Raw genomic sequence first — 26,745 nt, 5'->3', positions numbered from 1 at the left:
TCGTTTGCCATGCCTAGATAGTAGACAAGTCGTTTTCATATGCAAGTGATTTTTGGCAAACGTTTGCTATGTGGGCGGGATTACCGTAGCATCCGGCGCAACAGGCATGGGGAAGGACGCGAAAAAGTGAAAGATAACAAGGATATGCCGCCGGAGGAGCATAGCGGACCCTTGATGGCGGATGTTGCCCGGCTGGCGGGGGTGGCGATCTCCACGGTTAGCCGCGCCCTTGCCAATCCCGGGCGGGTGAATGAGAAGACGCGCGCGAAGATCGACGCCGCCGCCAAGCAATTGGGCTACACGCCGAATGCCATGGCCCGGGGTCTGAGGGTCGGCAAATCAAACACCGTCATGATCATCCTGCCCGGCTCGCTTTATTATGGCGTGTCCCAGGTCATTCCGCAGGTCTTGCAGAGCATCAACAGGGCCCTGCTCGAGAACGGCTATAATCTGATGATCGCCAATCTCGGCCGAGACGCCGACTCCGAAAGGCATATTCTCGACCTCGCCTTCGGCGGCACCGTTCGTGGCGCCATCATCCTGTCGTCGAAACTGCCTGAAGTCGATGGGCGATCCCTCGCCAATACGGGTTTGCCGATCGTCTCGATGCTGCTCGACATGAGCGCCGCCGGCCTGCCGAGCGTGGTGACCAACGATCGCGAGGCCGTGCGGGAAGCGACGGCCGAGATGATCAGGCTCGGCCACAGGCGTTTTCTCTATATTGCCGGCCCGGAAGACAATTACCATGACGTCGAGCGTTATGCCGGAGCACTTCAGGCGGTGCGTGAGGCGGGCCTTTCGGAAGAGGCGATCTCCCGGTCAGGCGGCAATCTCGATTACCAGGAGGGCTTCGCGATCGGTACCCAGGCCGCAGCCGATTTCGCCCGGCTTGCAGAGCGGCCGACGGCGGTGATCGCAACCAGCGATGACATGGCCATTTCATTCAGCAGCCGCGTACAGCGTTCGGGTCTGCGGATTCCCGAGGATTTGTCGGTGGTCTCTTTCGATGGCTCGCCGGTCTGTGAATTTTGCTCTCCACCGCTCTCCACCATCTCGCAGCCGTTCGAAGAAATGGGGCAGGTTGCCGTGGCGCGCCTGCTCGACATTATCGGGCAGTCGGAAAAGGAGTGGGAGACACCCATCGTCGTGCGCAGCAGGTTCATTCTGCGGGAAAGTATGGCTCCTCCGAACGGCTGAGGAAGTCCGGCGGCCAGCTCTCAGGCCTACTCGCTCCTTCACATGGGCAAGGTCGGTAAGAGCGGCGTTGATTTACCCGGCATGCCCCTTTATTTCTCACGCTGAAAGAGAGGTCTGCCAGCCATGGATAATGAAACAAGCCTGCGGAACGAGCGCAAGCGCGGCTCCGGCGTCAAGGTGGTCTATGATATCTTGCGCGACGAGATATTGCACCTGGAACTGCCGCCGGGCAGCCCCATCGACGAAGTGCAGCTTTCCGAGCGTTTTGGCATGTCGCGCACGCCGATCCGCGAAGCGCTGGTGCGGCTTGCCGGCGAGGGGCTGATCGATACGCTGCCCAATCGTTCCACCATGGTGTCGCAGATCGACTTCCTGAACATGCATAGCTATTTCGACGCGCTGGTGCTGATGTACCGCGTGACGACGCAGCTTGCGGCGAAATATCATCGGCCGGAGGATCTCGAGATTGTGCGGGCGCGTCAGGCGGAATTTGCCGAGGCCGTCGAGGCACAGGATGCCCTTGCCATGATCTCCACCAATGCCGCCCTACATCTCGCGATCGCCGAGGCGGGTCGCAATCCCTATTTCACCGGTCTTTTCAGTCGCCTGCTCAATGAGGGCCGCCGCCTTCTTCGTCTCTACTATCAATCCTACGACGATCGTCTGCCGCGCCGTTTCGTCGAAGAGCACGACGAAATGATTGCCGCGATTGCTGCGCGCGATACCGAGCTTGCCGAGCGTCTGGCGCGCGAACATGCCGAACAGATCGTCAGCCAGATCCAGAAATTGCTGGTGCGCGGCGACCGTTTGGACGTTGGTCTTTAATCTTGCATATTTCTTGTCGACAAGTTGGATGCAAGGATGTATCTATTCTGCAGCAACGGTGATCCCGGCCGCTGAGGCGGTTGGCGCGTTGCCGACCGCAGCCCAGGCCCCAAGAGGATAGACAGATGACATCCAGCATTTTCTCCGGCGTGATCCCAGCGCTGATGACCCCATGCAAAGCCGATCGCAGCCCCGATTTCGAGGCGCTGGTGAAGAAGGCCAGGGAGTTGATCGCTATTGGCATGTCGGCGGTGGTCTATTGCGGCTCGATGGGCGACTGGCCGCTCTTGACCGATGCGCAGCGCATGGAAGGTGTTGAGCGGCTGGTCAAGGCCGGCATCCCGGTCATTGTCGGCACCGGCGCGGTCAATACGGCATCGGCCGTTGCCCACGCAGCCCATGCCCAGAAGGTCGGCGCCAAGGGGCTGATGGTCATCCCCCGCGTTCTGTCGCGTGGCTCGGTCATCGCGGCCCAGAAGGCACATTTCAAGGCGATCCTGTCGGCAGCGCCGGATCTTCCGGCCGTCATCTATAACAGCCCCTATTACGGCTTTGCCACGCGCGCCGACCTGTTCTTCGCGCTTCGGGCCGAGCATGCCAATCTCGTTGGCTTCAAGGAGTTCGGCGGACCGGCGGATATGCGCTATGCGGCGGAAAACATCACCAGCCGTGATGACGACGTATCGCTGATGATCGGCGTCGACACGGCTGTGTTCCATGGTTTCGTCAATTGCGGCGCAACCGGCGCCATCACCGGCATCGGCAATGTGCTGCCCAAGGAAGTCATTCATCTCTGCCATCTGGCGCAGGCGGCCGCCAAGGGCGATGCCGATGCGCGCCGGCGGGCGCTTGAGCTCGAAGCAGCACTCGCCGTGCTGTCATCCTTCGACGAGGGTCCGGATCTGGTGCTCTTCTTCAAGCACATGATGGTGCTTAAGGGTGACGCCGAATATGAGCTGCATTTCAACGAGAGCGATGTGCTCTCCGACAGCCAGCGCGGCTATGTCGAGGCGCAGTTCAAGCTGTTCAACAGCTGGTACGCTCAATGGAGCACGCTGCCGGGTGCGGTGGAAAAATACAAAGCCTGAAACGGCGGTCTGTCGGTCACCATCTGCCGATAAAATATAAAGGGTCCCGCAAGGGGCCCTTTTTCTGTTTCTAACCGGCTGTTAGGTCGCCCGAGGCAATCCTCAAGCCACGGCGTCGAGGCCCAGTTCCAGCAAGCGATCGAGCTGATGGATTTCCTCTGCAGTCAACGGAATACCGTGTTCTTCCGCCTTGGCTCGAGCGGCAAAGCGGCGCTGCGAGGGAAGGCGCGCACCCTGGCCGGCGATCGCTTCGAAAAGCACTTCGGCGCGGGCCAGCGGATCACCCGGCCGCCCGGCGGAGAAAGCCTCCGGCGAGAAGGCGACGATGAGTTCGCCGTGGCGCGGAGCAAACGCCGTCGAGCCGAGATAGTCGAGCGCCTCGCGGCTGGTGAAGTCACCGATCATGATGCCGGCGAGAAGCTCGATCATCGTGCCAATGGCCGAACCCTTGTGGCCGCCGAAAGGCAGCATGGCGCCGGCAAGAGCCGCTTCCGGATCCGTGGTCGGCTGCCCATCGGCATCGATGGCCCAGCCCTCGGGCAGAGTTTTCCCGGCCCGGCGATGCAGCTCAATCTCGCCGCGAGCCGCCACGGAGGTTGCGAAATCGAAGACGTAGGGCGGGTTGTCGCGGCGCGGCCAGCCGAAGGCGAAGGGGTTGGTGCCAAGCAGCGGCGCCGTACCGCCGGCGGGTGCGACCGTCGAATAGCTCGGGCACATGGCGAAAGCGGCAAGGCCTCGGTCCGTCAGCGCCTCGACTTCAGGCCAGAGGGCGGCGAAATGGGTGCAGTCGTTGATGGCGAGGGCGGCGATGCCGAAGCGGCGGGCTCGCTCGGCAAGCACCGGCACGCCGAGCTCGAAAGCAGCATTGGAAAAGCCGCTCTTGGCATCCACGCGGACGATGGCGGAGTCATCGGCTTGCGCCAGTTCCGGCACAACATCCGGCCGTGCTTTGCCCGCCTTGACCGCCCGCAATACGCCCTCGATGCGGTAAATGCCGTGGGATTTGCAGGCGTCCCGTTCGCCGGCAACGATGACCCGCGCGATCGCACCTGCCTGAACGGCATTGAGCCCGGCCTTCGAAAGGATTGCCACAACGCGGCCTTGCAGTGTTTCGGGCGTCAGGGTGGTGACATCGCTCATTTGAATTCTCCTCTGTCTTGTTTGCCTGCATCATAACGACTGAATTTTAAAATACATAAAGTATACAAAAAATCGACATGCTAGCAAGCGATCCGCCTGGTCGCCGCTTACCCGGTGGAAGAATGGATGGCTGCGAGCGTATAAGCACTATCGCGCCGCCGATTCTCGACTCTGACATCTCACCAAAGAGTGCCGGAGAGTTTGCCTTCCTACCAGTTCAAGGGGTGATCTCATACCCCACGGCAAGCCGGTCTTGCAGCTGGGAAATGGCGAGTATCAGAGCTGCGTCGCAGCAAACCCTCAAGCTTTTCCCGTGACCTTGAAACCGTAAACCATTGGGAGATATCGCTTTTCGCGGCACAAAATTCTTTTTGTATACTACATGTATTTTACGTTTGATTTGCGACCGCAAAAAGCGTTTAGTGGCCGCGGTCGCAAAAAAAGCGGCCGACCACGTTTGGGAGGAACAGGTACTAATGAAAAAAATGGTCATCGCATTCGGCCTTCTGGCCGCCGCTTCCGCCATCACGCCGGCCAAGGCCGACAAGCTGGACGACATCATTTCTTCCGGTACGCTACGCTGCGCCGTGGTGCTCGATTTCCCGCCCATGGGCTCGCGCGACGAGAACAACAATCCGATCGGTTTCGACGTCGATTACTGCAACGATCTCGCCAAGGCGCTCGGCGTTACCGCTGAGATCGTTGAAACGCCATTTCCGGAACGCATCCCGGCGCTGATGTCCGGCCGCGTCGATATCGGCGTGGCCTCGACCTCGGATACGCTGGAACGCGCCAAGACCGTCGGCATGACCGTTCCCTATTTCGCATTCGAAATGGCCGTCACGTCCAATGACAAGTCGGGCATCAAGTCCTTCGAGGACATGAAGGGCAAGACAGTTGGCGCGACCGCCGGCACCTTTGAGGCGATCGCGCTTGAAAAGCAGGTCAAGGAATGGGGTACCGGTGAGTTCCGCCCGTACCAGACGCAGGCCGACGTCTTCCTGGCGCTGAGCCAGGGCCAGCTCGACGCGACGGTTTCCACCTCGACCGTTGCCCAGGCGACCGTGAAATCCGGCAAGTTCCCCGGCATCTCTGTCGTCGGCAAGGCGCCGTTCCAGACCGACTATGTCGCTCTCTTCACCAACCGTGAGGAATACGGCCTCATCAACTATCTCAATCTGTTCATCAACCAGCAGGTCCGCACGGGCCGCTATGCCGAGCTCTATGGAAAATGGGTTGGCGGCTCCCTGCCGGCTCTGACCGTGAACGGCGTCTATCGCTAATCGGATCGCTCTCAACGACGGCGTGGTCTTGATGGCCGCGCCGTTCGACCTTCCGAAAGGTGGACGTTCATGTTCAGCTACACCTTCCACTGGAACCAGGCCTTCAAGGTATTGCCGCAACTGCTCGATGGCGCGGTCGTTACCCTGCAGATCGCAATCCTGTCGATGGCGATCGGTCTTGTCTGCGCCCTGGCGCTCACGCTTTTCAGGCTTTCCGGCAGTCGAGTGCTTACCAGTATCGCCTCGACCTGGGTGGAGGTTGCGCGCAATACGCCGGCGCTCTTCCAGATCTACATGGCCCATTTCGGGCTTGGCAATTTCGGCATTCATCTCAGCCCTTATACCGCGCTGCTGCTCGGCATCGCCTTCAACAATGCCGGATATCTCGCGGAGAATTTCCGCGGCGCGCTGAAGGCCATCCCCGACACGCAGGCCCGCGCCGGACGGTCGCTGGGCATGACTGCGCTTCAGGCCTACCGGCTGATCGTTTTCCCGCAGATGTTCCGTGTCGCCTTCCTGCCGGTTACCAACCAGATGGTCTGGGCGATCCTCATGACGTCGCTCGGCGTTACCGTCGGCATGAATACCGACCTTGCCGGCGTCACCCAGGAGCTGAATGCGCGCTCGTTCCGTACCTTCGAATTCTTTGCTCTGGCTGCGGTGATCTATTATCTGATCGCCAAGGCCGTCACCCTTGCCGCCCGGCTCGCTGCCTGGCGCATGTTCCGCTACTGAGGGAGGCGAGAAATGTTCGATACAGCCCTCACCTGGAACGACCTTCTTTTCCTCGCCAAAGGCGCGGGGATGACACTTCTGGTGACCGGCGTGTCCGTCGCGGCGGGCACGATCCTCGGGATCATCTTCGGGATAATCCGCGTCCAGGCCGGTTCCATCTGGTCGGCGCCACTGACCTTCCTGCTCGATATATTCCGCTCCGTGCCGCTGCTGATCCAGCTGGTTCTCGGCAATGCGCTGCAATCCATCCTGAAGCTCGGCTGGGCGCCGTTCACCACCTCCTGCGTGGTGCTGTCGCTCTATATGGCCGCCTATTGCACCGAAATCGTGCGTGGCGGCATCGCCGCCGTCCCGCCCAATACCCGCCGCGCCGCGCGTTCGCTCGGCATGAGCTGGGCGCAGGATATGCGCTACATCGTGGCGCCGCTTGCCACGCGCGTTTCACTTCCCTCATGGATCGGCCTTTCGCTGGGCGTCATGAAGGACTCGGCGCTTGTCCTATGGTTGGGATTGATCGAGCTGCTGCGCGCCTCGCAGGTTCTCGTCACTCGGCTGCATGAGCCGTTGCTGATCCTGACGATCTGCGGCGCGATCTACTTCATCATCAGCTTCCCGGTTGCCCGCCTCGGCGGTTATCTCGAAAAACGGTGGTCCCCCAATGATTGAGATTGAAAATGTCCGCAAATCCTTCGGCCCGCTCGAAGTTCTGAAGGGGATCGACCTTACCGTGGAAAAGGGTGAGGTGGTCACCATCATCGGGGGCTCGGGTTCGGGAAAGTCGACGCTTCTGACCTGTATCAACGGTCTGGAGCCGATCGATTCCGGTCGCATCCGCATCAACGGTGCTGAAGTGCATGCGAAGTCGACGGACCTGAACAGACTGCGCCGCAAGGTCGGCATCGTCTTCCAGCAATGGAACGCGTTCCCGCATCTGACCGTACTGGAAAACGTCATGCTGGCGCCGCGCAAGGTGCTTGGCATCTCTCGGCGGGAAGCCGAGGAGATCGCGGTGAAACAGCTCACGCATGTCGGTCTTGCCGAGAAGCTTTCGATCTACCTGTCGCGCCTGTCGGGCGGTCAACAGCAGCGCATGGCGATAGCCCGGGCGCTTGCCATGTCACCGGAATATATGCTGTTTGACGAGGTGACCTCAGCGCTTGACCCCATGCTGGTCGGCGAGGTGCTGGATACGCTGAAGATGCTGGCGGAAGAAGGGATGACGATGATCTGCGTCACGCATGAAATGGCGTTTGCTCGCGATGTCTCGGATCGCGTTGCCTACTTCCATCAGGGCGTGATGGCGGAAATCGGAAAGCCCGAGCAGATTTTCGGCGCGCCGCAGCACCCCGAAACGCAGAAATTCTTGGCGAGCGTCCGTTGATGACAAGGCCTGATGTTATCGTCATCGGGGCGGGCGTGATCGGCCTTTCCACCGCGATTGCCGCCCAGTCCCGTGGCTTGACTGTTGTGGTCGTAGATCGCGAAGGACCAGCGGCCGGCGCCTCCGCTGGTAATGCCGGCGCCTTCGCCTTCACGGATATTCTGCCGCTTGCCTCCCCCGGCATCCTGAAGAAGGCGCCGAAATGGCTCCTCGATCCGCTTGGGCCGCTCTCGGTGCCGCCGGCCTATGCGCTCAAGATCGCGCCCTGGATGTTCCGCTTCTGGCGCGCCTGCCAGCCGTCGCGCGTTGCCCACGCGATAGCGGCACAGACAAGCCTGATGGATCTTTCCAAGGTAGAGCTAGAGCCTTTCCTTGCTGCGACGGAGACGCTCTCCATGCTGCGCAAGGAGGGTAACCTTCAGGTCTATGAGAGCGAGGCGGAGTTTCGGGCGTCACTTCCCGGGTGGGAGGTGCGCCGCAATCATGGCATCGAGTTCCAGCATCTGAAATCCGACGAGATGGCGGCGATCCAGCCTGGGCTCGCATCCCGCTTCATCCTCGGCACCTTCACGCCCGGCTGGTATTCCATCGCCGATCCCAAGCTCTATACGCTGGCGCTGGCGCAGCATTTTTGCAGCCGGGGTGGCCTCATCGAAACCGCGGAGATTTCGGCGCTCCGTCCGGTTTCCGGTGGTGTCGAGGTGGTGGCGACGGATGGGAAGGTGCGCGAGGCCCGCAAGGTGGTTCTGGCCGCAGGCGCTTTCTCGCACCGGATAGCCAAAACGCTTGGCGAACATATCCCGCTCGAAACGGAACGCGGCTATAACACGACGCTGCCGGCCGGTGCCTTCGATCTGCGCACGCAGATAACCTTCGGCGGCCATGGCTTCGTCGTCAGCAAGCTCTCGACGGGCATCCGTGTCGGCGGCGCCGTGGAGCTGGGTGGCCTCACGCTTCCGGCGAATTTCCGCCGCTCCGAGGCGATGCTGCAGAAGGCTCGATCCTTCCTGACCGGCCTCAAGCCGGAGGGTGGCGTGCAATGGATGGGCTTCCGGCCGTCGCTGCCTGACAGCCTGCCCGCCATCGGCCGCGCCAGGGCGACCCCGGATGTGCTCTATGCCTTCGGCCACGGCCATCTCGGCCTGACCCAATCGGCCGGCACGGCGCGTCTGGTCGCTGACCTCCTGACGGGGCAGACGCCGCCCATCGACCTGGCGTCCTTCTCGCCGCAACGCTTCTGATAGAGATTTGCAAGGCGATGCACATCGCCTTCTGCATCAATGATGATAGTCCTCTTGCGCATGGATTTATGGTGAAATGAACGACACAGCACCGGCTCGCAGCATCATGGGCGGCACGGCGGAAGGCCGTGTCGTCGCCACGCAGGAAGCGCTGAGCTTCTGGGGCGGGGTCGATCCCGCGACCGGCCGCGTCATTGACGTCCATCATCCCTTGCATGGCGAATGTCTCACCGGCGCGGTGCTGATGATGCCGTCAAGCCGTGGGTCCTGCACCGGCTCCGGCGTGCTGCTCGATATGGCGCTGACGGGCCGCGCACCCGCCGCTCTGATCTTCTGCGAAGCCGAGGATGTGCTGACGCTCGGAGCACTCGTCGCCGCGGAGATGTTCGGCCGGCAGTTGCCGGTGGTGCGCCTGCGGCCGGATATCTTCGCCAACCTGTCACAGGCAAAGACCATCCGGATCGAAGCCGCTGCCATCGTGGCCGACGGTAAGACCATTCCTCTTCTGTCGCCCGCCACCTCGGCACTCTCCCTGACGGAAGCGGACCGCTCCATGCTCGAGGGTGGTGAAGGTGTTGCCGTTGCCCAGGCGATGCGGATCCTGGTTGCCATGGCGGCGCAACAGGGCGCGACATCCCTGATTGATGTGACGCAGGGCCATATCGACGGCTGCATCTATGCAAGCCCTGCCAATCTCACCTTCGCGGAGAAGATGGCCGATCTCGGCGGTCGCGTGCGTGTTCCCACAACCATGAACGCCATCTCCGTCGATCGCGCCAACTGGCGATCGCAGGGCGTGCCGGAGGATTTCGGCGATCCGGCCGCACGGCTGGCGGACGCCTATGTTCGCATGGGCTGCCGCCCGACGTTCACCTGTTCGCCCTATCTGCTGGATAGTGCGCCGGGCGCGGGTGAGGCGATTGGCTGGGCCGAATCCAACGCCGTCATTTTCGCTAACACCGTGCTTGGTGCGCGTACGGCCAAGCACCCGGATTTCCTCGATCTCTGCATCGCGCTGACCGGCCGCGCGCCGCTCTCCGGTGTCTATCTGGATGAAAACCGCAAGGCCACGCGCATCATCGATGTGGAATTGCCGGAGCATCGCGACGATGCCTTCTGGCCGCTGATCGGCTATCTCGCCGGCAAGGCTTCTCCGGATCGCATTCCTATGCTGCGCGGTCTTGCCGCCGGAAATCCGTCGCGCGACGACTTGAAGGCGCTGTGCGCCGCCTTCGGCACGACGTCCGCCGCACCCATGCTGCATGTCGAAGGCGTCACCCCGGAGGCTAACAACGCTCAGCACCCGAACGCCGACCGTCACGCCATTATGCGCGCCGATATGGCCGCCGCCTGGAAGATGTTGAACGAGGGACCGGAGCAAGTCGAACTCGTTGCTATCGGCAGCCCGCATGCGTCGCTCGCCGAATGTCGTGCGCTCGCCGATGCTTTTGCCGGCCGACGCCGCCTGCCTGAGGTGATGGTCATCGTTACGGCGGGACGCGATGTCATCGCCAAGGCGGAGGAAGAGGGGACACTGGCGCGGCTGCGCGACAGCGGCGTGCAGGTTCTGCCCGATCTTTGCTGGTGTTCGATTTCGGAGCCGGTCTTTCCGCCCGGCACGCGGGCAGTCATGACGAATTCTGGCAAATACGCCCATTACGGGCCGGGCCTCAGCGGCCGGATCGTGCGCTTCGGCAGCCTTGCCAATTGTGTAGAAGCAGCCTTGACCGGGCGTGTTCCGGTAGGGGTGCCGGACTGGATTTGACGCCAGGCAGATTAGGCGGAAGGCACTTTGATGAATGCCTTCCGCAATGAAGAGCGGCCGTTCGGCTAGAGGTCCATCGGCCAGGTATCGGAGAGGCGATAGCCGGCGGGGAAGGGGTCATCCGGGTCCACCATCAGCTGATGCGTGCCGATGATCCAGGCGCGGCCTGAGATGATCGGGCTGATCGCCGACTTGCCGTTGAGATCGACGGCGCTGTCGATGCTGCAATGGAATTCCGTATCGATCAGTGAGGTTCCGACGAACCGGTCGCCGATTTTCATCTGACCCCTGGCGTGGAGAACGGCCATGCGCGCCGAGCATCCGGTGCCCGTCGGCGAGCGGTCGATCTTGCCGGGGCGAATGGCGACGGCATTCTTTCCCCAGAGGATGCCATCTTTCATCTGGACCGGATCGGTGATCTGGCAGAAGGAAATATGGCTCCAGTCGTTGACGGGATGGCGGAAGCCGAGCTGCTCGTTGGCCGCCTCGGTGATTTTCACGCCGAGGCGGGCTATGTCACGCGCTTGATCTGGCTCAAGGCTGAGGCCCAGCGACGCCGCATCCACTAGCACGAAACTGTCACCGCCATAGGCCGTGTCCACCGTGATCGTGCCGATGCCCTCGACCTCAAGCTTGGCGTCCAGTCTGTCGGCAAAGGACGGCACGTTGCGAACATGAATGCGTTCGGCCTTGCCGTTGCGGCATTCGGCCTTCACTTCGATGAGGCCGCCCGGCGCTTCCAGCACCATCTGCGTGATCGGTTCCTGCATGGGAATGATGCCGGTGTCGAGCAGAACGGTCGACACGCAGATCGAATTCGATCCGGACATAGGTGGCGTATCGGCCGGCTCCATGATGATCCAGGCCATCTGCGCCCTGGGATCTTTTGGGGGAACCAGCAGGTTCACATGGCGGAAGACACCGCCACGCGGCTCATTGAGGACGAAATTCCGCAAAGTCTCGTCCTGCGCGATCCAGCGTGACTGCTCCCAGACAGTGGCGCCAGGCGGAGGGGCTACCCCGCCGACGATGACGTCGCCAACCTCTCCTTCGGCATGACAGCTCACGACATGGATGACTTTTGATGTGCGCATTGCCATACCTCCTTTGATCAATATCGTATACGTTATCCGAAAATTTAGGATAACGTATACGATATTGAAGATGCGTCAACCCGTGTTCAAAGGCTGAAATGGCGTTGAATCCACGAGCCGAACCGACAGGAATGCGCCCTTGCGCCGCAGAACCAGATCACGATATTGAGGGAAGGTTGCGACTTCAAAACCTCTGCTCACCCTGCGTGCGATCCAAGGAATAATGCCTGCATGCCTCTTAATGTCGAAGACATACCCAATCTGGGAAAGGCGCCGAGCACCTCCGACGTGATCCTGAAATTCATCCGGGATTCCATTGCAGACGGTTCGCTCGATGAGGGAGAGCCCATTCGGCAGGACGACGTCGCCCGCCTCTTCAATGTCAGCAAGATCCCGGTTCGCGAAGCCCTTAAAAGGCTCGAGGCTGAGGGATTGGTGGAGTTTCACCGCAACAGAGGTGCAATCGTCACCAGCGTTTCCGAACCGGAAATCGTCCAGATTTTCGAGGTGCGGGCCATTCTGGAATCGAATGCGCTGAGGCTTTCGGCTCCCTTCATGACGGAAAAGACGTTTGAGAAGGCGGAGGCCTATTGCGACGCATTTGCCAGGGAAGCCGACGTTGCCCGCTGGTCGGAATTGAACTGGCAATTCCACAGCTGTCTTTATGAGGACGCTGAAAGACCCTATCTCGTCAGCACCATAAGGTCCGTCAACGATCGGCTCGAACGTTACTTGCGAGTACAGCTCACCCTGTCGCACGGCAAAGAAACGGCCGATCGCGAGCATCGCGAATTGCTGGCAATCTGCAGGACGGGCGATGTGGAAAAAGCTGCCGGTTGCCTGACTGATCACATCATGGGCGCCTGTCAGTCCTTGCTGCATCACCTACCCGGGCGGCGAGCCTAGCGGCTGACCCTCATCCGCGACCCGCGAATCCGGTCATGATTGCCACACGCCCATATGCCGCCCAAGGCCTACATGGTGGTGATGTATTTCGGATCGAGCGAGCCGCTCACCAAATGACGAAGCGCCACTAGATTCCCGCGAAGACGGCCGCGCCGGTCGATGTAGGGTGGTGGCTTGATCGAGCCGACGATGTTCGAGGCGACGTTGCCGCCCATCAGCTTCAGCGCCCATTTCAAGGATACGGAGCGCTTTTTGACGAGATAGAGCGGGTTGGCGATTTGAGAATATCCAAGGCGCAAGCCGGAGGTACGGCCGACCTTCGCCCCGAGATGAACGCCGCGCAGCCGATTGAAACTGACGATCTTGCCATATGCACGCAGCCGCCGGCAGAGATCGACATCCTCCTGCCAGGCGTAAAGCGGCAGCTCCTCATCGAAATAGACGCGATGGGCGAGGATCGGCTGCAGGCGGAAGGTCATGTTGCAGCCATAGGCATTGTGCGTGGCCTCGATTGTTGGAGCCGGGTCCGGGTCCGGGTCCTCGTTCAAGATCCGGTCTGCCTCTTCAACCGTCAGACCCGGCCCGCCGATGCCGTCATAGATGACGTGTCCGGTTGCCACGACAATGTCTTTGTCTGCCTCAAGCAACGCTTCCGTTTCGGCGAGATAGTTGCTGACGGGAAAGAAGTCATCATCGAAAAAGGTAAGCGCATCCATGCCGGCGGCGGCGTTGATGATGGCGTTACGCTGGGGGCAGCTTCCTTTGGGAGACGAGACGATGCTCACCGGAAATGGCGCCGAGCGCAGGCGCTCCATATCGATATCGTCGTCCGTGGCCGGGCTGAGGAACAGATGGTCTGGCCTGCGCGTCTGCGCAGCCAGCCTGTCGATCATGCAGGCCAATATCGCTTTGCGACCGGACGTCGCCACACCCACGGCAATCTTCATAGCGCTTCTCGTCCACATCAACCCGGATATACAGAAGCATCAACGCGTTAATTCTTGGTTGTGCCGATGGTTGCGCGCATCAGACGCATGGGATGTGCCCATTGCAATGGATGCGGATTTGATCTGAAATAGTATTGGGAGGAGGGCCCAATGACCAATAGCCATCAGATACTCTATCGCGAACGCCTGCGATCCGCCGCGGAGGCCGTCGCTCTGATTCCGTCGGGCGCGAAAATCGCCATGCCCATAGCGGCGGGTCAGCCGCCGGCCATCCTTGCGGCGCTCGCCGAACGGGCAAGGGCCGGAGCCGTCGACAATGTGCGGCTCCATTATCTCCTTTGCACCGGCGTGGCCGGCACCAGCGTTTTTGATTTCGACCTGCGCCACCAGATCATTCCCGTCAGCTATTTTCACGGAGGCGTGGAGCGTGCGCTCGACAAGAGGCGATCGGCTGAGGCCCTGCCTCCTGTCGATTTGGTACCCTGCCATTTCAGCCAGGTGCCGCGCTCGCTGGTCGAGCATGTCGGCGTCGACACATTGATTGCAACGGTCGCGCCAATGGACGCGGATGGCAATTTCAGCCTGGGCGCGAGTACCGACTATGCGCTGACGGTATCGCGCAAGCCGGGCATTCGGCTGATCCTCGAAGTCAACGCCCGGATGCCCTATGTGCGCGGCGATTGCATGATCCCCGTATCGAGCGTGGCGGCGTTGGTCGAAAACGACGTCGGCCTGCCAATCCTGCCCCCGGCGCCGTCCAACCAGGTGGACGATGCCATCGGTGCGATCGTCGCGGGTCTGGTGGAAGATGGCGATTGCCTGCAAATGGGCATCGGCGCCTTGCCGGATGCGGTGTGTGCGCGGCTCTCGAAACATCGCCACCTCGGCATCCATACGGAAATGATGACGGCGGGTCTTGCCAATCTGGTCAGGGCAGGCGTGGTCGACAATAGCCGCAAGCAGACGCATGTCGGCCGCTCGATCTTCACCTTTGCCCTGGGGGATCAGCCGCTCTACGACTTCCTGCACGACAACCCGGATGTCGAAGCCCATCCGGTCGACTATGTGAACAATCCCTTCGTCATCGCCCGCAATGATCGTGCAGTGTCGGTCAACGCCACCATGCAGGTTGACCTGAATGGCGCCTGCAACTCGGAATTCGTCAACGGAAGACAGTTCAGCGCCTCCGGTGGGCAGGTGGATTTCGTGCGCGGTGCCTATGCCTCGCGCGGCGGGCGATCGATCATCGCCTGCCATTCGACGGCGGCGAAGGGGACGATCTCGCGCATTGTTCCAGCGCTGACGGGACCCGTGACCACATCGCGCAACGACACACATATTATCGTGACGGAGTATGGCTGGGCGAACCTCAAGGGCAAATCCGTAGCGGATCGGGCAAAGGCACTGATCGGGCTGGCTCACCCCGATTTTCGCGAGGAGCTGGACAGGGCCGCGCATGCGGCTGGGCTTCATTCGCTGAACTGACGTCGCGGTTTACATATCGACGCGGCCAGGGAGCGGTGTGCACCCTGGCCGTTGCAATCGAGATAATTCGTCTCAGGCAACGAGCTTTTCGCCCTTCAGATGACGCTCCAGGAATGGCAGGCTATCCTGCCCCCAATAGAGCTCGCCCTCGTAGCGGAACGTCGGAAATCCAAAGACGCCGGCCGTCCTGGCGACTTCGTAGTTCGATTTCCAGATGGCTTGCACATCATCCTGTTGCACCCTCTTTTCGAGGGCTGCTCCGTCGAAACCGGCAGCGTCCGCGATCGCCTTGCGAACCGCGGCATCGCCGATATTTTCTGCGCGAACCCAGAAGGCCTCCTGCAGGGCTTTCGTCAGGGTGAACCAATCCTGGCCTTCCAGCTGTGCGGCAAGGACGAGGAGTGCGGCGGGTGTCGGGTCGGAGAGGCCGGCGCGATCATCGAAGTTCAGCGTTTTTCCCCGCAAGGCTGCCCAGCGCTTCAGATCCTTGTACCAATAGACCCGCCGCGCTTCCGGCCGGTTCTTGGACGAGATGGCGCCGTTTTCCTCGACAAGGGGGATGATGAAGGGCCGGATTTCCGCTGAGTATTGTGCTGCCAGTGCACCGAAGGGTTCAAGCCCGATGAAGGCCCAGGGAGAGCCGATGCCGAAGAAGTAGTCGATCGTCTTTGTCATTTTCCATTTCCGTTTTGAATTTGATGAGGTCTCGCGACCTCGTCGGGCAGTGTCAGTGCATCTCGGTCTTTTGGTTCTTGTGGGTCAACCGGCTTTGAGAATGGAATTGGTGGCGGATGTCGCCACGCTTGCAGGCGATTGCGATGCTAGATGTCCGCGCCCCAGCGCGGCGCGGCCGAGAATCGCGATGGCCGTGTCTTCCTGCGGTGCGTGAACGAGAACGGACTGGATATCGCGGAAATGCCGTTCGATGCCGAGATCGGCGCTGAGGCCGGGATTGCCGAGCGCACCGACGGCGAGGCGCGCCGCCTTCAGAAGCTGGCGTCCGGCCAGGAGGCGGGCGCGGATGAGAGCCTCGGGATTGTCGAGGCTGTAGTCCAGCGCATTGAAGATGAGCGCCCGCGCTCCGCCAACGAGAAGATCGATTTCGCCTGCAAGCGAAATGAAGCGTTCGGTGCGGGCGATGGGATAGCCCAGATTGGAAGGGACGCGTTCATGAGCGAAGCGCACGAAAGCTGCCTGAGCCGCCTCGGCGGCACCGAGATAGATTGCGCTCAGCGCCAGCGTCATGCTGGCATGGGCGCGATTGTCCTGCGCACCGCTGCCGGCATCGACGAGATCGAGCACATCTTCGCGCGGGACTTCCACATCGGTGAAATGCACATCATGGGAACCGCTGGCGCGCATGCCGAGGCTCTTCCATGTGTGGATGACCTCGATGCCCGGCAGGCCAGCCGGCACGACGAAGGTGCCGACACGTTGCGGCTTCTCATCCGTGCATGCCCAGACCAGAAAATGCGTGAGCCCGAGCGCGCCGGTGACGAAACGCTTGCGACCGGTGATCGACCAGCCGTTTCCCGTGCGGCGCGCCACGGTTTCAGGCAGGCCGCCGCGCGCCGGCGAGCCAAGGTCCGGCTCGACGCGGGCGGCATTGAGCAGGATGGGGCGGTGCTTGGCCTCCGCCAGCAATCCTCGATAGAGACCTTCCGGCCATCGGTTACGGCCAGCCTCGCCCAAATGCGTGAAAATCGTCATGGCGCTGATCAGCGCCACGGACGGATCGCCGCGTCCGAGGTCGGCGAGGATGCGCGCCACCTCCGGCAGCGAAGCTCCCGCGCCGCCAAAGCGCTTGCCGACGGCGCTTTCGAGAAGGCCGCTTTCATGGACGGCCCTGATCCCGACCCAGGGAAACTCGCCGGTAGCATCGGCGGCCGGTGCGGCATCGGCCAGTTTCTGCACGACATCGGTCAGATCGAACCTGTTCTGGGACACTTGGTTTGGCCTTTCCAATGAGAGCCGCCCGGCAACCTCGGCGTGGGTTTCACCATGTTTTGGCGTCGGTTTTATTGTCTTGAAGAGAGTGAGCCCGCCACCATAGGGATGACGGGCTTACCGAAGGGATTGCGGCCTCGTCAGGCGACGTTCCGTTGGCCTTCCGCCCGCTCCAGCAGGCCGGCCCTGACCAACGGCAGCACATAGCGGCCATAGTCGATGGCATCGTTGAGATTGTCATAACCGCGGATCGAGATCAGTTCTGCGCCGAGATCGACATAGTCCAGGATGGACTCGGCGATGGTCTGCGGCGATCCGACAAGCGCGGTCGAAGCGCCGCGGGCATTGGTGGCGCTGACGGTCGGATACCACAGCGCCCGGTCATGCACGTCACCGCGCGCCGCAATTTCCAGCAGTCGCTGCGAGCCGACATTTTGCGGCGCAGGCGCCGAGGCCGGCACTTTGCCGAGACCCTTGGCGCGGTTGTCCTGCAATGCGACCAGCACCTGCTTGGCTTTCGTCCAGGCGAGTTCATCCGTTTCGGCGACGATCGGCCGGAAGGTTACCCAGATGCGCGGCCGATCGCTGCGGCCGGCCCGCTTGGTTTCGGCATGGATGCGGTCGATCTGCTCTTTCGTTTCCGCCAGCGGCTCGCCCCACAGGCCGAAGATGTCGGCCAGGGCGCCGCCGATGCGATAGGCATCATCGGACGATCCGCCGACCGACACCGGAATGGTGCCGTTGACCGGACGCACCGCGTTGCGGAATTGCTTGAACTGGTAATACTTTCCGTCGAAATCGAAGGGCTCGGGCGATTGCCAGGCGCGGCGCAGGATGTGGATATATTCCTCCAGCCGCTCATAGCGTTGTTCTTTTGTCAGGAAATCGCCTTCCCGTGCCTGCTCCTCGTCACTGCCGCCGGCGATGAAGTGGACGACGGCGCGCCCCTCGCTCAGCTGGTCGAGCGTGGCGAGCGCCTTTGCCGCCACGGTCGGGTAGAGCGTATTGGGACGCAGCGCGATGATGATCTTTATGTTCTTTGTATTGGCCGCGATCGTCGCGCCGATGGTGAAGGGGTCGAAGGATGAGGAATCGTATGGGACCAAGGTGTAGTTGAAGCCGTAGTCATCGAGCGATCGAGCATAGCGAACCAGGAACCGCGGATCGATTGCCGGGCTCGGCAAGGGATTGAGCTCGGTCGAGGCATTGGGGAACGTCACGCTGATGAATTCGGTCGGCATTGTTTTTCCTCTCGTGCGCTATCCGGCACCAATGTCCGAACCTTAGGGGCCGGCACCATGAAAGAGAAAGACCTGTCTTTCTTTAGTCTACTAATTTTATAGAAATTATTTTCTGAAATTGCGCCGCATATGCTGTCAGGCGAGGGAGCCCGGCATATCGTCGCCATGTGAAGAGCTGCAGATCCCGGAATTATTTTCGAAAGAATCGTGAAAAGCAGGATCGATTTAGCCTGCCTACAGACAAAGAGATTGCTACATGCTTCCATCTAGTTGAGCCGTATCCGGCACAATGAAAAACGAGCGCGACCGCCGCGCAAAAAGACATTTAAGGGAGTTCGTCCATGTCGATCATTGCCTCTCGTTCCCGGCTATTGGGGACAGCCATCAGCCTGGCGCTGCTGTTCGGTGCATCAGCCGTTCGGGCTGAAACGCCGCCGAACGTGCTTGTGGTTGCCCAGTCGATCGACGATGCCGTCAGCTTCGATCCTGCCGAAGGCTTCGAATTGACGACGGTACAGTCCTTCAACAACCTCTATCAGCGTCTCGTTCAGTCGAACCGCGAGGATGGCACGAAGATCGAGCCGGCGCTTGCCGCTTCCTGGGCTGCCGGCAGCGACGGCCGCAGCCTGACGTTTGAGCTGGCTGACGCGAAGTTCTCCTCCGGCAATCCGGTCCGCGCGGAAGACGTGATCTTCTCGCTGACCCGGGCGGTGAAGCTCAATAAATCGCCGGCCTTCATTCTGAATGAGCTGGGCTGGAAGCCCGACAATGTCGATGCCGCCATCACCAAGGTTGATGATAAGCATGTGAAGCTCACCTGGTTTGCCGACGTCGGCTCCGGTTTTGCTCTGTCGCTGCTGACGGCGCCGATCGCCTCGATCGTTGATGAGAAGACCGTCGAGCCGCAGGCGAAGGAGGGAGATTTCGGCAATGCCTGGCTGAAGACGAATTCGGCCGGAAGCGGTGCCTATACGATCGCCACCTACACGCCGCACGAGGCGCTGGTGCTGCAGGCAAACGCCAACTCATCTGACAAGCCGAAGCTCGACAGCGTCATCATCCGCAATGTTCCCGATGTCGGCGCTCGCCGGCTGCTGGTCGAGCAGGGTGATGCCGATATTGCGCGCGGCCTTTCGGCTGACCAGATCGAAGCGCTGAAGACCAAGAGCGGCGTCAAGGTTCTCTCGGTGCCGTCGGCGCGCACCGATTATATCCTGCTGAACACCAAGGCCAATCCGACGCTCGGCAATCCGGCCTTCTGGGAAGCGGCGCGCTACCTCGTGGATTATGATGGTATTGCCAAGAACCTGCTTCGTGGCCAGAGCACCGTGCATCAGGCCTTCCTGCCCGTCGGCTTCCCCGGCGCGCTGACGGATACGCCGTTCAAGCTCGATGTCGAGAAGGCCAAGAAAATCCTGGCCGATGCTGGCATCAAGACGCCGTTCAAGGTCGAGTTCATCGTCTTCAACGACCAGCCTTTCCTGTCGATCGCGCAATCGCTGCAATCGACCTTTGCGCAGGCCGGCATCACGCTGGACATCCAGCCGGGCGTGGCCGGCGACATCTATGCCCGGGGTCGTTCCGGCAAATTCGAGATGACGCTGCGCTACTGGATTCCCGACTATTTCGATCCCCACTCCAACGCCAGCGCCTTTGCCATCAACAAGGACAACTCCGCCAACACGGCCGCCAAATATGCCGGTTGGGTCATCCCCGAGCTGACCGACCAGACGCTCGCCGCCGTCAAGGAGCAGGATGCAGCGAAGCGCGTGGCGCTCTATCAGGACCTGCAGAAGAAGATCCAGGCAAGCTCGCCGTTCATCTTTATGCTTCAAGGCAACGATCAGGTCGTGCTAAGCGACAAGGTGAAGAACTATGCCCAGGGTCTCAACGCAGACCAGGTCTACTACGACAAGGTGGAGAAGTAAGTGCCGCAAGCGGCCACACCATCCGATGCCGACATGACCAACTCCCGCCAGAAGAAAACCTGGCGGGAGTTGTCGTTCGTGAGATCGCTTTTCACCTGGGGCTGGTCCTTTGCGCTGACGCTGTTCGGGCTTGCGCTCGTGACCTTTGCGCTGACGCGGCTGTCGCCCATCGATCCGGCGCTGCAGATGGTCGGCGATCACGCCAGCCAATCGACCTATCAGCAGGCGCGCGTCGAGCTCGGGCTCGACCAGCCGCTGCCGGTGCAATTCATTCGCTATGTCGAGGCGGCCTTGTCGGGGAATTTCGGGCAATCGACCTCGACCGGCCAGCCGGTTGCCAGGGATATCGCGCGGACTTTTCCGGCGACGATCGAGCTTGCGACGGCGGCCATCATCCTGGGCGCACTCATCGGATTGGCGCTCGGCATCGCCGCGGCCATGTGGCAGGGGACATGGCTGGATAGCCTGGCGCGCCTCGTCTCGCTTCTTGGCTATTCCGTGCCGATTTTCTGGCTCGGCCTGCTGATGCTGCTGTTCTTCTATGCACGCCTGCATTGGGCGCCCGGGCCGGGTCGTGCGGATGTCGTCTTCCAATATACGGTCAAATCCGTCACCGGCTTTGCGCTGATCGATGCGTGGATTTCAGGCAAGCAGGGGGCCTTTCGCGACGCGCTGGCGCATCTGGCGCTGCCAGCGACCGTTCTGGCCTTTCATGCGCTTGCCGCGATCTCGCGGCTGACACGGGCGTCGATCCTGACCGAGCTTGGGCAGGAATATGTCACGACCGCTCGTGCCAAGGGGGCGAGCCTCGGCCGCATCGTCTTTACCCATATCATGCCCAACATATCCGGGACGCTTCTCATCGTGATTGCCCTTTCCTATGCGAGCCTTCTGGAAGGCGCCGTGCTGACCGAAACCGTCTTCGCCTGGCCCGGCATCGGCCGCTACCTGACGACGGCGATGTTTGCCGGCGACATGCCGGCGATCCTCGGGGCGACGCTCGTGGTCGGCGCCTCCTTCGTCGTCCTGAATGCGCTGACCGATCTCGGTGTCGCGCGGCTCGATGTGGGGAAGAGACGGTGAGCGACATCGTTCAGCATCCGCTTGACGGTCCCTCCTTTGTTCGGCGTATCCTGCGTTCGCCTTCGGCGGCAATGGGAAGCGCGATCGTCCTTCTCATTTTGTGCCTCGCCTTGCTGGCGCCGGTGATCGCACCCTACGATCCCAATCTGCAGGAGACCGTCAATCGCCTGATGCCGCCGAGTGCGGCGCATTGGTTCGGCACGGATGGTTTCGGACGGGATCTGCTGTCGCGGATAATTTATGGTGCGCGATCGACCTTGCTGCTGCTGCTTTTCGTGGTTCTGATCATGGCTCCCCTCGGCATAGCGGTGGGCCTCGTCGCGGGGTTCTTCGGTGGGATCGTCGAGCGCATCCTGATGCGCATCACCGATGTCGTCATGTCGTTTCCGCGGCTGCTGCTCGCCTTTGCCTTCGTTGCGATCATGGGGCCGGGCCTCGTCAACGGCGCTCTGGCACTGTCGCTGCCGAGTTGGCCGGCCTATGCACGGCAAGCCCGCGTCGAAACCGAGCGGTTGCGTCGGAGCGATTATCTCGCCGCTGCCGAAATGGTCGGGATCAAGGGCATACGGCTGCTTTACGGACATGTGCTGCCCCTGGTGCTGCCGTCCGCCATCATTCGTCTCGCCATCGATCTTTCGGGCATCATCCTTGCCGCGGCCGGCCTCGGCTTCCTCGGTCTCGGCGTTCGCCCGCCGACCGCCGAATGGGGCGCAATGGTGTCGGAGGGCACGCAGGTCATCTTCGATCAGTGGTGGGTGGCGGCCGTGCCCGGCTTTGCGATCCTCATTACCTCGCTCGCCTTCAACCTGTTGGCCGATGGTCTGCGCGACATACTGGATCCCCGTCATGTCTGAGCCGCTGCTCTCCGTTCAGGATCTCTCGGTTTCCTTTCCTTCCGAGGCGGGAATGGTCCGTGTCGTCGACGGCATCAGCTTCTCTGTGGAACGTGAGATCGTCGCGCTCGTCGGCGAATCCGGCTCCGGCAAATCGATGACCGGGCGGGCGATCATGGGGCTGTTGCCGCGCCAGGCGCAAGTGCAGGCAAAACGCCTTTCCTTCGAGGGGCGGGATCTCCTGACCCTGCCACCCTCCGGCTGGAACAAGGTGCGCGGCAACGGCATCGGCCTTGTTCTTCAGGATCCGAAATATTCGCTGAACCCGGCACACAAGGTCGGCCGGCAGGTCGAGGAAACCTTGCTGTTGCATACGCGGCTCTCAGCTGCGGAACGCCGCGAGCAGGCGCTGGATATGTTGCACAAGGTCGGACTTCCCGATCCGCAGCGGATCTATTCGAGCTATCCGGCCGCCCTGTCTGGCGGGATGGGGCAACGCGTCATGATTGCCGCGATGCTGATCAACCGGCCGCGCCTGCTGATCGCCGACGAACCCACCTCCGCACTCGACCGCGAGCTTCAGAACCAGATATTGGCGCTCTTGCGCTCGTTGACCGAGGAGTTCGGCATGGGATTGCTGCTGATCAGCCACGATCTGCAGCAAGTGTCGCAATTTGCCGATCGGGTAATGGTGATGCGTGGCGGGCGTATCGAGGAGGAATTGGCCGCCACGGAGCTGGCCAGTGCCGAATCCGCCTATACGCGTGCCCTTTGGGCGGCACGGCCATCGGCACAAACCTACGGCACACGCCTGCCGGTATACGGAGCCGAGAGATGAACGCGCTTTCGGTTTCCGACCTTTCCATCACCTTTTCAGGCGCACGCAAGGCGTTCACGGCCGTGCACGGCGTCAGTTTCGATATTGCGAGCGGCGAGACCTTTGGCCTCATCGGCCCATCCGGCTGCGGCAAGACCACCGTGTTGCGTGCCATCGCCGGGTTGAACGTCAATTGGCAGGGCGCGATTTCCGTTTTCGGCGAGCCGCTTCAATCCGGGAAAAAGATTGCCGGCACCCTGCGCGACAACATTCAGATGGTGTTTCAGGACCCCTATTCCTCTCTGCATCCGCGGCACACTATCCAGCGAATTCTCGGTGAGCCGCTATCCTTGCGGGGCGTAAAGGATGTTGAGGCACAGGTGCGAACGGCGCTAGATCAGGTCGGCCTTCCGGCGGCGGCGAGCCGCCGCTTTCCACATCAGCTTTCCGGTGGCCAGCGGCAGCGTGTTGCCATCGCCCGCGCCTTGCTGCTGCGGCCGAGACTGCTGCTGCTCGACGAGCCGACTTCGGCGCTCGATGTGTCCGTCCAGGCGGGGATCCTCAATCTTCTCAATGATCTCAAGGCGTCGCACGGGATGACCTTCGTGCTCGTCAGCCACGACCCCGGTGTCGTCGCCCATATGTGCGATCGCGCCGCGGTCATGGACGCCGGCGCCATAACGCGGATCATGGATCGCGCCGATCTCTCAAAACTCAGCTAGCGCGCGCTAAGCGATGTCTTGCAAGGACACTGGGCAGGGCGCTTGACCTCGCTTGGCGGCACTATAGTCTGACCCTTAATGTCGGGCTAACCGTGCTTTGCCTGGTCAATGATTGCCGTTGACCGAGACGACATCGGCCGAACTCCTACGCATTCGTCGTGGTCCCATTGGCACGGCCTCTCATAGCTCTATCTGAATATCGAACCGTGAAGTTCCGGCCGAATGCCGGAGATGAAGAACGGGCACACCCGAAGGGAGTTTCGATAATGGCACAGACTGTCGCTGACCAGTTCGTTACAACATTGGCCGCAGCCGGGGTAAAACGTATCTACGGCGTCGTCGGCGATAGCCTCAACGGTCTGACGGATGCGGTTCGGCGACATGGCGGCATCGAGTGGGTCCATGTGCGGCACGAAGAGGCCGCTGCTTTCGCCGCAGCAGCGGAAGCCCACCTGACCGGCAATCTCGCCGTTTGCGCGGGAAGCTGCGGGCCGGGTAATCTGCATCTCATCAATGGTCTGTTCGATGCGCATCGCTCGCGGGTTCCAGTCCTGGCGATCGCAGCCCAGATCCCTTCTGCTGAGATCGGCTCCGGCTATTTTCAGGAGACGCATCCGCAGGAACTCTTCCGCGAATGCAGCCATTATTGCGAGCTTGTCTCCGGTGTTCAGCAGATGCCGCGGGTGCTGGAAATCGCCATTCGACAGGCAATCGGGAAGTCTGGCGTCTCCGTTATCGTCATGCCGGGCGACGTCGCGCTGCAAAAGGCCGAGGGGCCTGAGCGGCTGCGGGTCGGCGGCCTGCTTCCGCGCAAGCCCATCGTCGTGCCGGCGGCAGAAGAGCTGAGCAAACTGGCCGAGCTTCTGAATAGCGACGCGCGCATCACCATCCTCGGCGGCGCGGGCTGCGAGGGGGCTCACGATGCGTTGCTGGCGATTGCCGGGCGACTGAAGGCGCCAATCGTTCATGCGCTTGGCGGAAAGGAGCACATCGAATGGGACAATCCCTTCGATGTCGGCATGACCGGGCTGATTGGCTTTGCGTCGGGCTATTATGCCATGATGGATTGCGATGTGCTGTTGATGCTCGGCACGGACTTTCCATATCGCCAATTCTATCCCGCGGGATCATCCACGCGGATCGCTCAGGTCGATATCCGGCCTGAGAATATCGGCCGCAGGGCGCCCGTCGACCTCGGGCTGGTCGGCGATGTCAGGGCGACGATCGAGGCGCTGCTGCCGCATTTGCAGCAGAAGACGGAGAGCGCCCATCTGGATCAGTCGATCGCGCACTACAAGAAGAGCCGCAAGGAACTCGATGCTCTGGCGACGGGCAAGCCCGGCAAGAAGCCGATCCATCCCCAGCAGATCGCCAAGGCTATCAGCGATCATGCCTCCGAGGATGCGGTATTCACTTGCGACGTTGGCCTTCCGACTGTTTGGGCGGCGCGATATCTGGCCATGAACGGCAAGCGGCGGCTGATCGGATCGTTCCGCCATGGATCCATGGCCAATGCGATGACGCAGGCGATCGGCGCGCAGGCGAGCTTTCGCGACCGTCAGGTGATCTCGCTGTCGGGAGATGGCGGCTTTGCCATGCTGATGGGTGATTTCCTCACCTTCGCGCAGCTTGGGCTGCCGGCAAAGATCGTCGTCTTCAACAACAGCGCATTGGGCTTCATCGAAGTCGAGCAGAAGTCAGTCGGTTTCCTGCCGACGGGCACCGAATTGAAGAACCCGAATTTTGCGGCGATGGCCGAGGCAATCGGCATCAAGGGCATCCGCATCGAAGACCCCGCCGATGTCGACGGCGGCATTGCCGAGGCGCTCGCGCATAACGGGCCGGTTCTGGTCGATGCCGTCGTTGCCCGCACCGAACTGCCGATCCCGCCTTCGATCAGCGCGGAGATGGCGAAGGGGTTCAGCCTCTATATGGTCAAGGCGGTGTTCAGCGGCCGCGGCGACGAACTCGTCGAGCTTGCTCGCACCAATCTCTGGCGTTGAGACAAGGCGGGCGTGGTGAGACGAGGCATCAGCCACGCTCTACCGAGGGTCGGTTTCGCTGAACGGTATTCACCGAAGCGGGATCCAGAGCGGAGAATTCCATGCCTTCAATGCATCGAGGAAGACCTGCAGCTTCGAAGGGATGAAGCGCCGCGTCTGATAGACCGCGTGCACGAAGATTTCGGGTGATGTCCATTCTGGCAGGAGGCGAACGAGTTCGCCGCGCTCGATGCGGTCGTCGCAATAGTTCGACGATAACAGGCCTATGCCGTGCCCCTTGTAGGTGAATGCACTTACGGACTGGAAATCGCGGCTGGAGATCGGTCCCGAAACCTGGACTTTCGCCGATTTGCGGCCGCTGACGAGATGCCATTCGGCTTCGTTGTTGCGGCTGTTCATCAAGACGCACTGGTGCTGACGCAGATCCTCAGGTTCGATGGGCCGGGCGCGACCCTCGAGATAATCAGGCGTTGCGACCACATAGCGGACGCTTTTGCCGAGGCGTTGCGCGATCATCGTCGAATCCTGCAGTTCGCCAAAACGGATAGCTAAGTCGACATTTTCGGCAATCAGGTCGATGAAGGTATTGGTGATGAACAGGTCTATCTGGATGCGCGGATAGCTTTTCAGGAACAATGAAACGAACTCATAGAACGGTTCCTGGCTTAGAACCACCGGCACCGAAATCCGCAGCAGGCCCTCGGGATTCCTCTGGGATTGAACAAGCACCCGTTCGGCATCGTAGAGATTGCCAAGCGGCTCACTGCATTGGTTGAAATAGGCACGCCCCTGCGCCGTGAGGTTCAGTTTGCGCGTCGTCCGCTGCAGAAGCGTCACGCCCAGCTGCTCCTCGAGCGCTGTCAGCCGGCGGCTGACTGTGGAGACCGGCATTCCCAGGGCATGTGCCGCCCGGCTGAAGCTTTCTAACTGCGCTACCTTCACAAAGATCGCGATGTCATTCAAATCGGTCATGCCATTATTTTTGCATGAATGGAAAATTGATTCCAGATATTTCCATCTAATCGCGTAAAGCCGAAATGGGCATATTCCCTCTCACGAGAGCAAGCCAACCACCTCATCCCCT

General features: G+C 61.2%; 24 protein-coding genes. 17 read left to right on the top strand and 7 right to left on the bottom strand.

Going from position 1 to position 26,745, the window contains the following annotated elements; genetic code table 11:
* The first annotated feature begins 126 nt into the window (after positions 1-126).
* The 3 genes from A6U86_RS23320 (at position 127) to A6U86_RS23310 (ending at position 3,110) form a co-directional block, all read left to right on the top strand.
* Positions 127-1,197 carry a LacI family DNA-binding transcriptional regulator gene (locus A6U86_RS23320; RefSeq protein WP_141683791.1) on the top strand — a complete coding sequence of 357 codons (1,071 nt, stop codon included), beginning with the start codon at positions 127-129 and terminating at the stop codon, positions 1,195-1,197.
* A 123-nt stretch (positions 1,198-1,320) separates the two neighbouring features.
* Positions 1,321-2,022 (top strand): GntR family transcriptional regulator, encoded by a 702-nt coding sequence (locus tag A6U86_RS23315; RefSeq protein ID WP_068395684.1) that lies wholly within the window; start codon positions 1,321-1,323, stop codon positions 2,020-2,022.
* A gap of 125 nt (positions 2,023-2,147) precedes the next feature.
* The gene (locus A6U86_RS23310; protein WP_068395682.1) at positions 2,148-3,110 is read left to right on the top strand and encodes a dihydrodipicolinate synthase family protein; all 963 of its coding nucleotides are present in this window, start codon (positions 2,148-2,150) and stop codon (positions 3,108-3,110) included.
* Positions 3,111-3,212: 102 nt separating this feature from the next.
* On the opposite strand, the gene A6U86_RS23305 is transcribed toward A6U86_RS23310, so the two are convergent.
* Positions 3,213-4,250 (bottom strand): Ldh family oxidoreductase, encoded by a 1,038-nt coding sequence (locus A6U86_RS23305; RefSeq protein WP_068395680.1) that lies wholly within the window; start codon positions 4,248-4,250, stop codon positions 3,213-3,215.
* A 476-nt stretch (positions 4,251-4,726) separates the two neighbouring features.
* Here A6U86_RS23305 and A6U86_RS23300 point away from each other — a divergent pair, with 476 nt between their 5' ends.
* The 6 genes from A6U86_RS23300 to A6U86_RS23275 all read left to right on the top strand — a co-directional run bounded on the left by A6U86_RS23300 (position 4,727) and on the right by A6U86_RS23275 (position 10,655).
* Positions 4,727-5,533 carry a transporter substrate-binding domain-containing protein gene (locus tag A6U86_RS23300; protein ID WP_068395678.1) on the top strand — a complete coding sequence of 269 codons (807 nt, stop codon included), beginning with the start codon at positions 4,727-4,729 and terminating at the stop codon, positions 5,531-5,533.
* A 69-nt stretch (positions 5,534-5,602) separates the two neighbouring features.
* Positions 5,603-6,268 (top strand): amino acid ABC transporter permease, encoded by a 666-nt coding sequence (locus tag A6U86_RS23295; RefSeq protein ID WP_068395676.1) that lies wholly within the window; start codon positions 5,603-5,605, stop codon positions 6,266-6,268.
* Positions 6,269-6,280: 12 nt separating this feature from the next.
* Positions 6,281-6,934, top strand: coding sequence for an amino acid ABC transporter permease (locus A6U86_RS23290; protein ID WP_068395675.1), 654 nt, complete (start codon positions 6,281-6,283; stop codon positions 6,932-6,934).
* Entirely contained in the window at positions 6,927-7,649 is a 723-nt protein-coding gene (locus A6U86_RS23285; protein ID WP_068395673.1) for an amino acid ABC transporter ATP-binding protein, read from the top strand. Before A6U86_RS23290 ends, A6U86_RS23285 begins: the two co-directional genes overlap by 8 nt.
* Entirely contained in the window at positions 7,649-8,890 is a 1,242-nt protein-coding gene (locus A6U86_RS23280) for an FAD-binding oxidoreductase (protein ID WP_068395671.1), read from the top strand. The genes A6U86_RS23285 and A6U86_RS23280 overlap by 1 nt, the downstream gene beginning before the upstream one ends.
* A gap of 76 nt (positions 8,891-8,966) precedes the next feature.
* Positions 8,967-10,655, top strand: a complete 1,689-nt coding sequence (locus A6U86_RS23275) for an aconitase X (protein ID WP_068395669.1) — start codon at positions 8,967-8,969, stop codon at positions 10,653-10,655.
* 65 nt (positions 10,656-10,720) lie between these two features.
* Here A6U86_RS23275 and A6U86_RS23270 read toward each other — a convergent pair whose 3' ends face one another.
* Entirely contained in the window at positions 10,721-11,749 is a 1,029-nt protein-coding gene (locus tag A6U86_RS23270) for a proline racemase family protein (protein WP_068396096.1), read from the bottom strand.
* Positions 11,750-11,980: 231 nt separating this feature from the next.
* Between A6U86_RS23270 and A6U86_RS23265 the strand changes: the two genes are divergently transcribed.
* Positions 11,981-12,655: a GntR family transcriptional regulator gene (locus A6U86_RS23265; RefSeq protein WP_068395667.1), complete on the top strand. Its 675-nt coding sequence runs from the start codon at positions 11,981-11,983 to the stop codon at positions 12,653-12,655.
* Positions 12,656-12,723: 68 nt separating this feature from the next.
* Here A6U86_RS23265 and A6U86_RS23260 read toward each other — a convergent pair whose 3' ends face one another.
* Positions 12,724-13,602 (bottom strand): glycosyltransferase family 2 protein, encoded by an 879-nt coding sequence (locus tag A6U86_RS23260; RefSeq protein WP_068395665.1) that lies wholly within the window; start codon positions 13,600-13,602, stop codon positions 12,724-12,726.
* Positions 13,603-13,752: 150 nt separating this feature from the next.
* Between A6U86_RS23260 and A6U86_RS23255 the strand changes: the two genes are divergently transcribed.
* Complete coding sequence (locus tag A6U86_RS23255) at positions 13,753-15,087, top strand: acetyl-CoA hydrolase/transferase family protein (protein WP_068395663.1); 1,335 nt, start codon at positions 13,753-13,755, stop codon at positions 15,085-15,087.
* A 72-nt stretch (positions 15,088-15,159) separates the two neighbouring features.
* Here the strand turns inward: A6U86_RS23255 and A6U86_RS23250 are convergent, their stop codons facing one another.
* From A6U86_RS23250 to A6U86_RS23240, 3 genes are all read right to left on the bottom strand, one after another.
* Positions 15,160-15,762, bottom strand: coding sequence for a 2-hydroxychromene-2-carboxylate isomerase (locus tag A6U86_RS23250; protein WP_068395661.1), 603 nt, complete (start codon positions 15,760-15,762; stop codon positions 15,160-15,162).
* Between the two features lie 84 nt (positions 15,763-15,846).
* Positions 15,847-17,034 (bottom strand): acyl-CoA dehydrogenase family protein, encoded by a 1,188-nt coding sequence (locus A6U86_RS23245; protein ID WP_068395659.1) that lies wholly within the window; start codon positions 17,032-17,034, stop codon positions 15,847-15,849.
* Between the two features lie 140 nt (positions 17,035-17,174).
* On the bottom strand, positions 17,175-18,275 hold the full coding sequence (locus A6U86_RS23240) for an LLM class flavin-dependent oxidoreductase (RefSeq protein WP_068395657.1): 1,101 nt from the start codon (positions 18,273-18,275) through the stop codon (positions 17,175-17,177).
* A 341-nt stretch (positions 18,276-18,616) separates the two neighbouring features.
* Between A6U86_RS23240 and A6U86_RS23235 the strand changes: the two genes are divergently transcribed.
* The 6 genes from A6U86_RS23235 to poxB all read left to right on the top strand — a co-directional run bounded on the left by A6U86_RS23235 (position 18,617) and on the right by poxB (position 25,661).
* Complete coding sequence (locus A6U86_RS23235; protein WP_068395655.1) at positions 18,617-20,203, top strand: ABC transporter substrate-binding protein; 1,587 nt, start codon at positions 18,617-18,619, stop codon at positions 20,201-20,203.
* Entirely contained in the window at positions 20,204-21,286 is a 1,083-nt protein-coding gene (locus tag A6U86_RS23230) for an ABC transporter permease (RefSeq protein WP_141683790.1), read from the top strand. It begins immediately after the preceding gene.
* On the top strand, positions 21,283-22,140 hold the full coding sequence (locus A6U86_RS23225; RefSeq protein ID WP_068395651.1) for an ABC transporter permease: 858 nt from the start codon (positions 21,283-21,285) through the stop codon (positions 22,138-22,140). The genes A6U86_RS23230 and A6U86_RS23225 overlap by 4 nt, the downstream gene beginning before the upstream one ends.
* Positions 22,133-22,957, top strand: coding sequence for an ABC transporter ATP-binding protein (locus tag A6U86_RS23220; protein WP_068395649.1), 825 nt, complete (start codon positions 22,133-22,135; stop codon positions 22,955-22,957). Before A6U86_RS23225 ends, A6U86_RS23220 begins: the two co-directional genes overlap by 8 nt.
* Entirely contained in the window at positions 22,954-23,658 is a 705-nt protein-coding gene (locus tag A6U86_RS23215; RefSeq protein WP_068395647.1) for an ABC transporter ATP-binding protein, read from the top strand. Before A6U86_RS23220 ends, A6U86_RS23215 begins: the two co-directional genes overlap by 4 nt.
* 266 nt (positions 23,659-23,924) lie before the next feature.
* Entirely contained in the window at positions 23,925-25,661 is a 1,737-nt protein-coding gene (poxB, locus tag A6U86_RS23210) for a ubiquinone-dependent pyruvate dehydrogenase (RefSeq protein WP_068395645.1), read from the top strand.
* A gap of 69 nt (positions 25,662-25,730) precedes the next feature.
* On the opposite strand, the gene A6U86_RS23205 is transcribed toward poxB, so the two are convergent.
* The gene (locus tag A6U86_RS23205; RefSeq protein ID WP_068395643.1) at positions 25,731-26,633 is read right to left on the bottom strand and encodes a LysR family transcriptional regulator; all 903 of its coding nucleotides are present in this window, start codon (positions 26,631-26,633) and stop codon (positions 25,731-25,733) included.
* Positions 26,634-26,745: the final 112 nt, after the last annotated feature.

This window comes from Rhizobium sp. AC27/96 (genome assembly GCF_001692325.1).
In the GTDB taxonomy this organism is placed as follows: domain Bacteria; phylum Pseudomonadota; class Alphaproteobacteria; order Rhizobiales; family Rhizobiaceae; genus Rhizobium.
The sequence above is the reverse complement of the archived record's forward strand: the minus strand, read 5'-3'. Positions and strand labels throughout refer to the sequence as shown.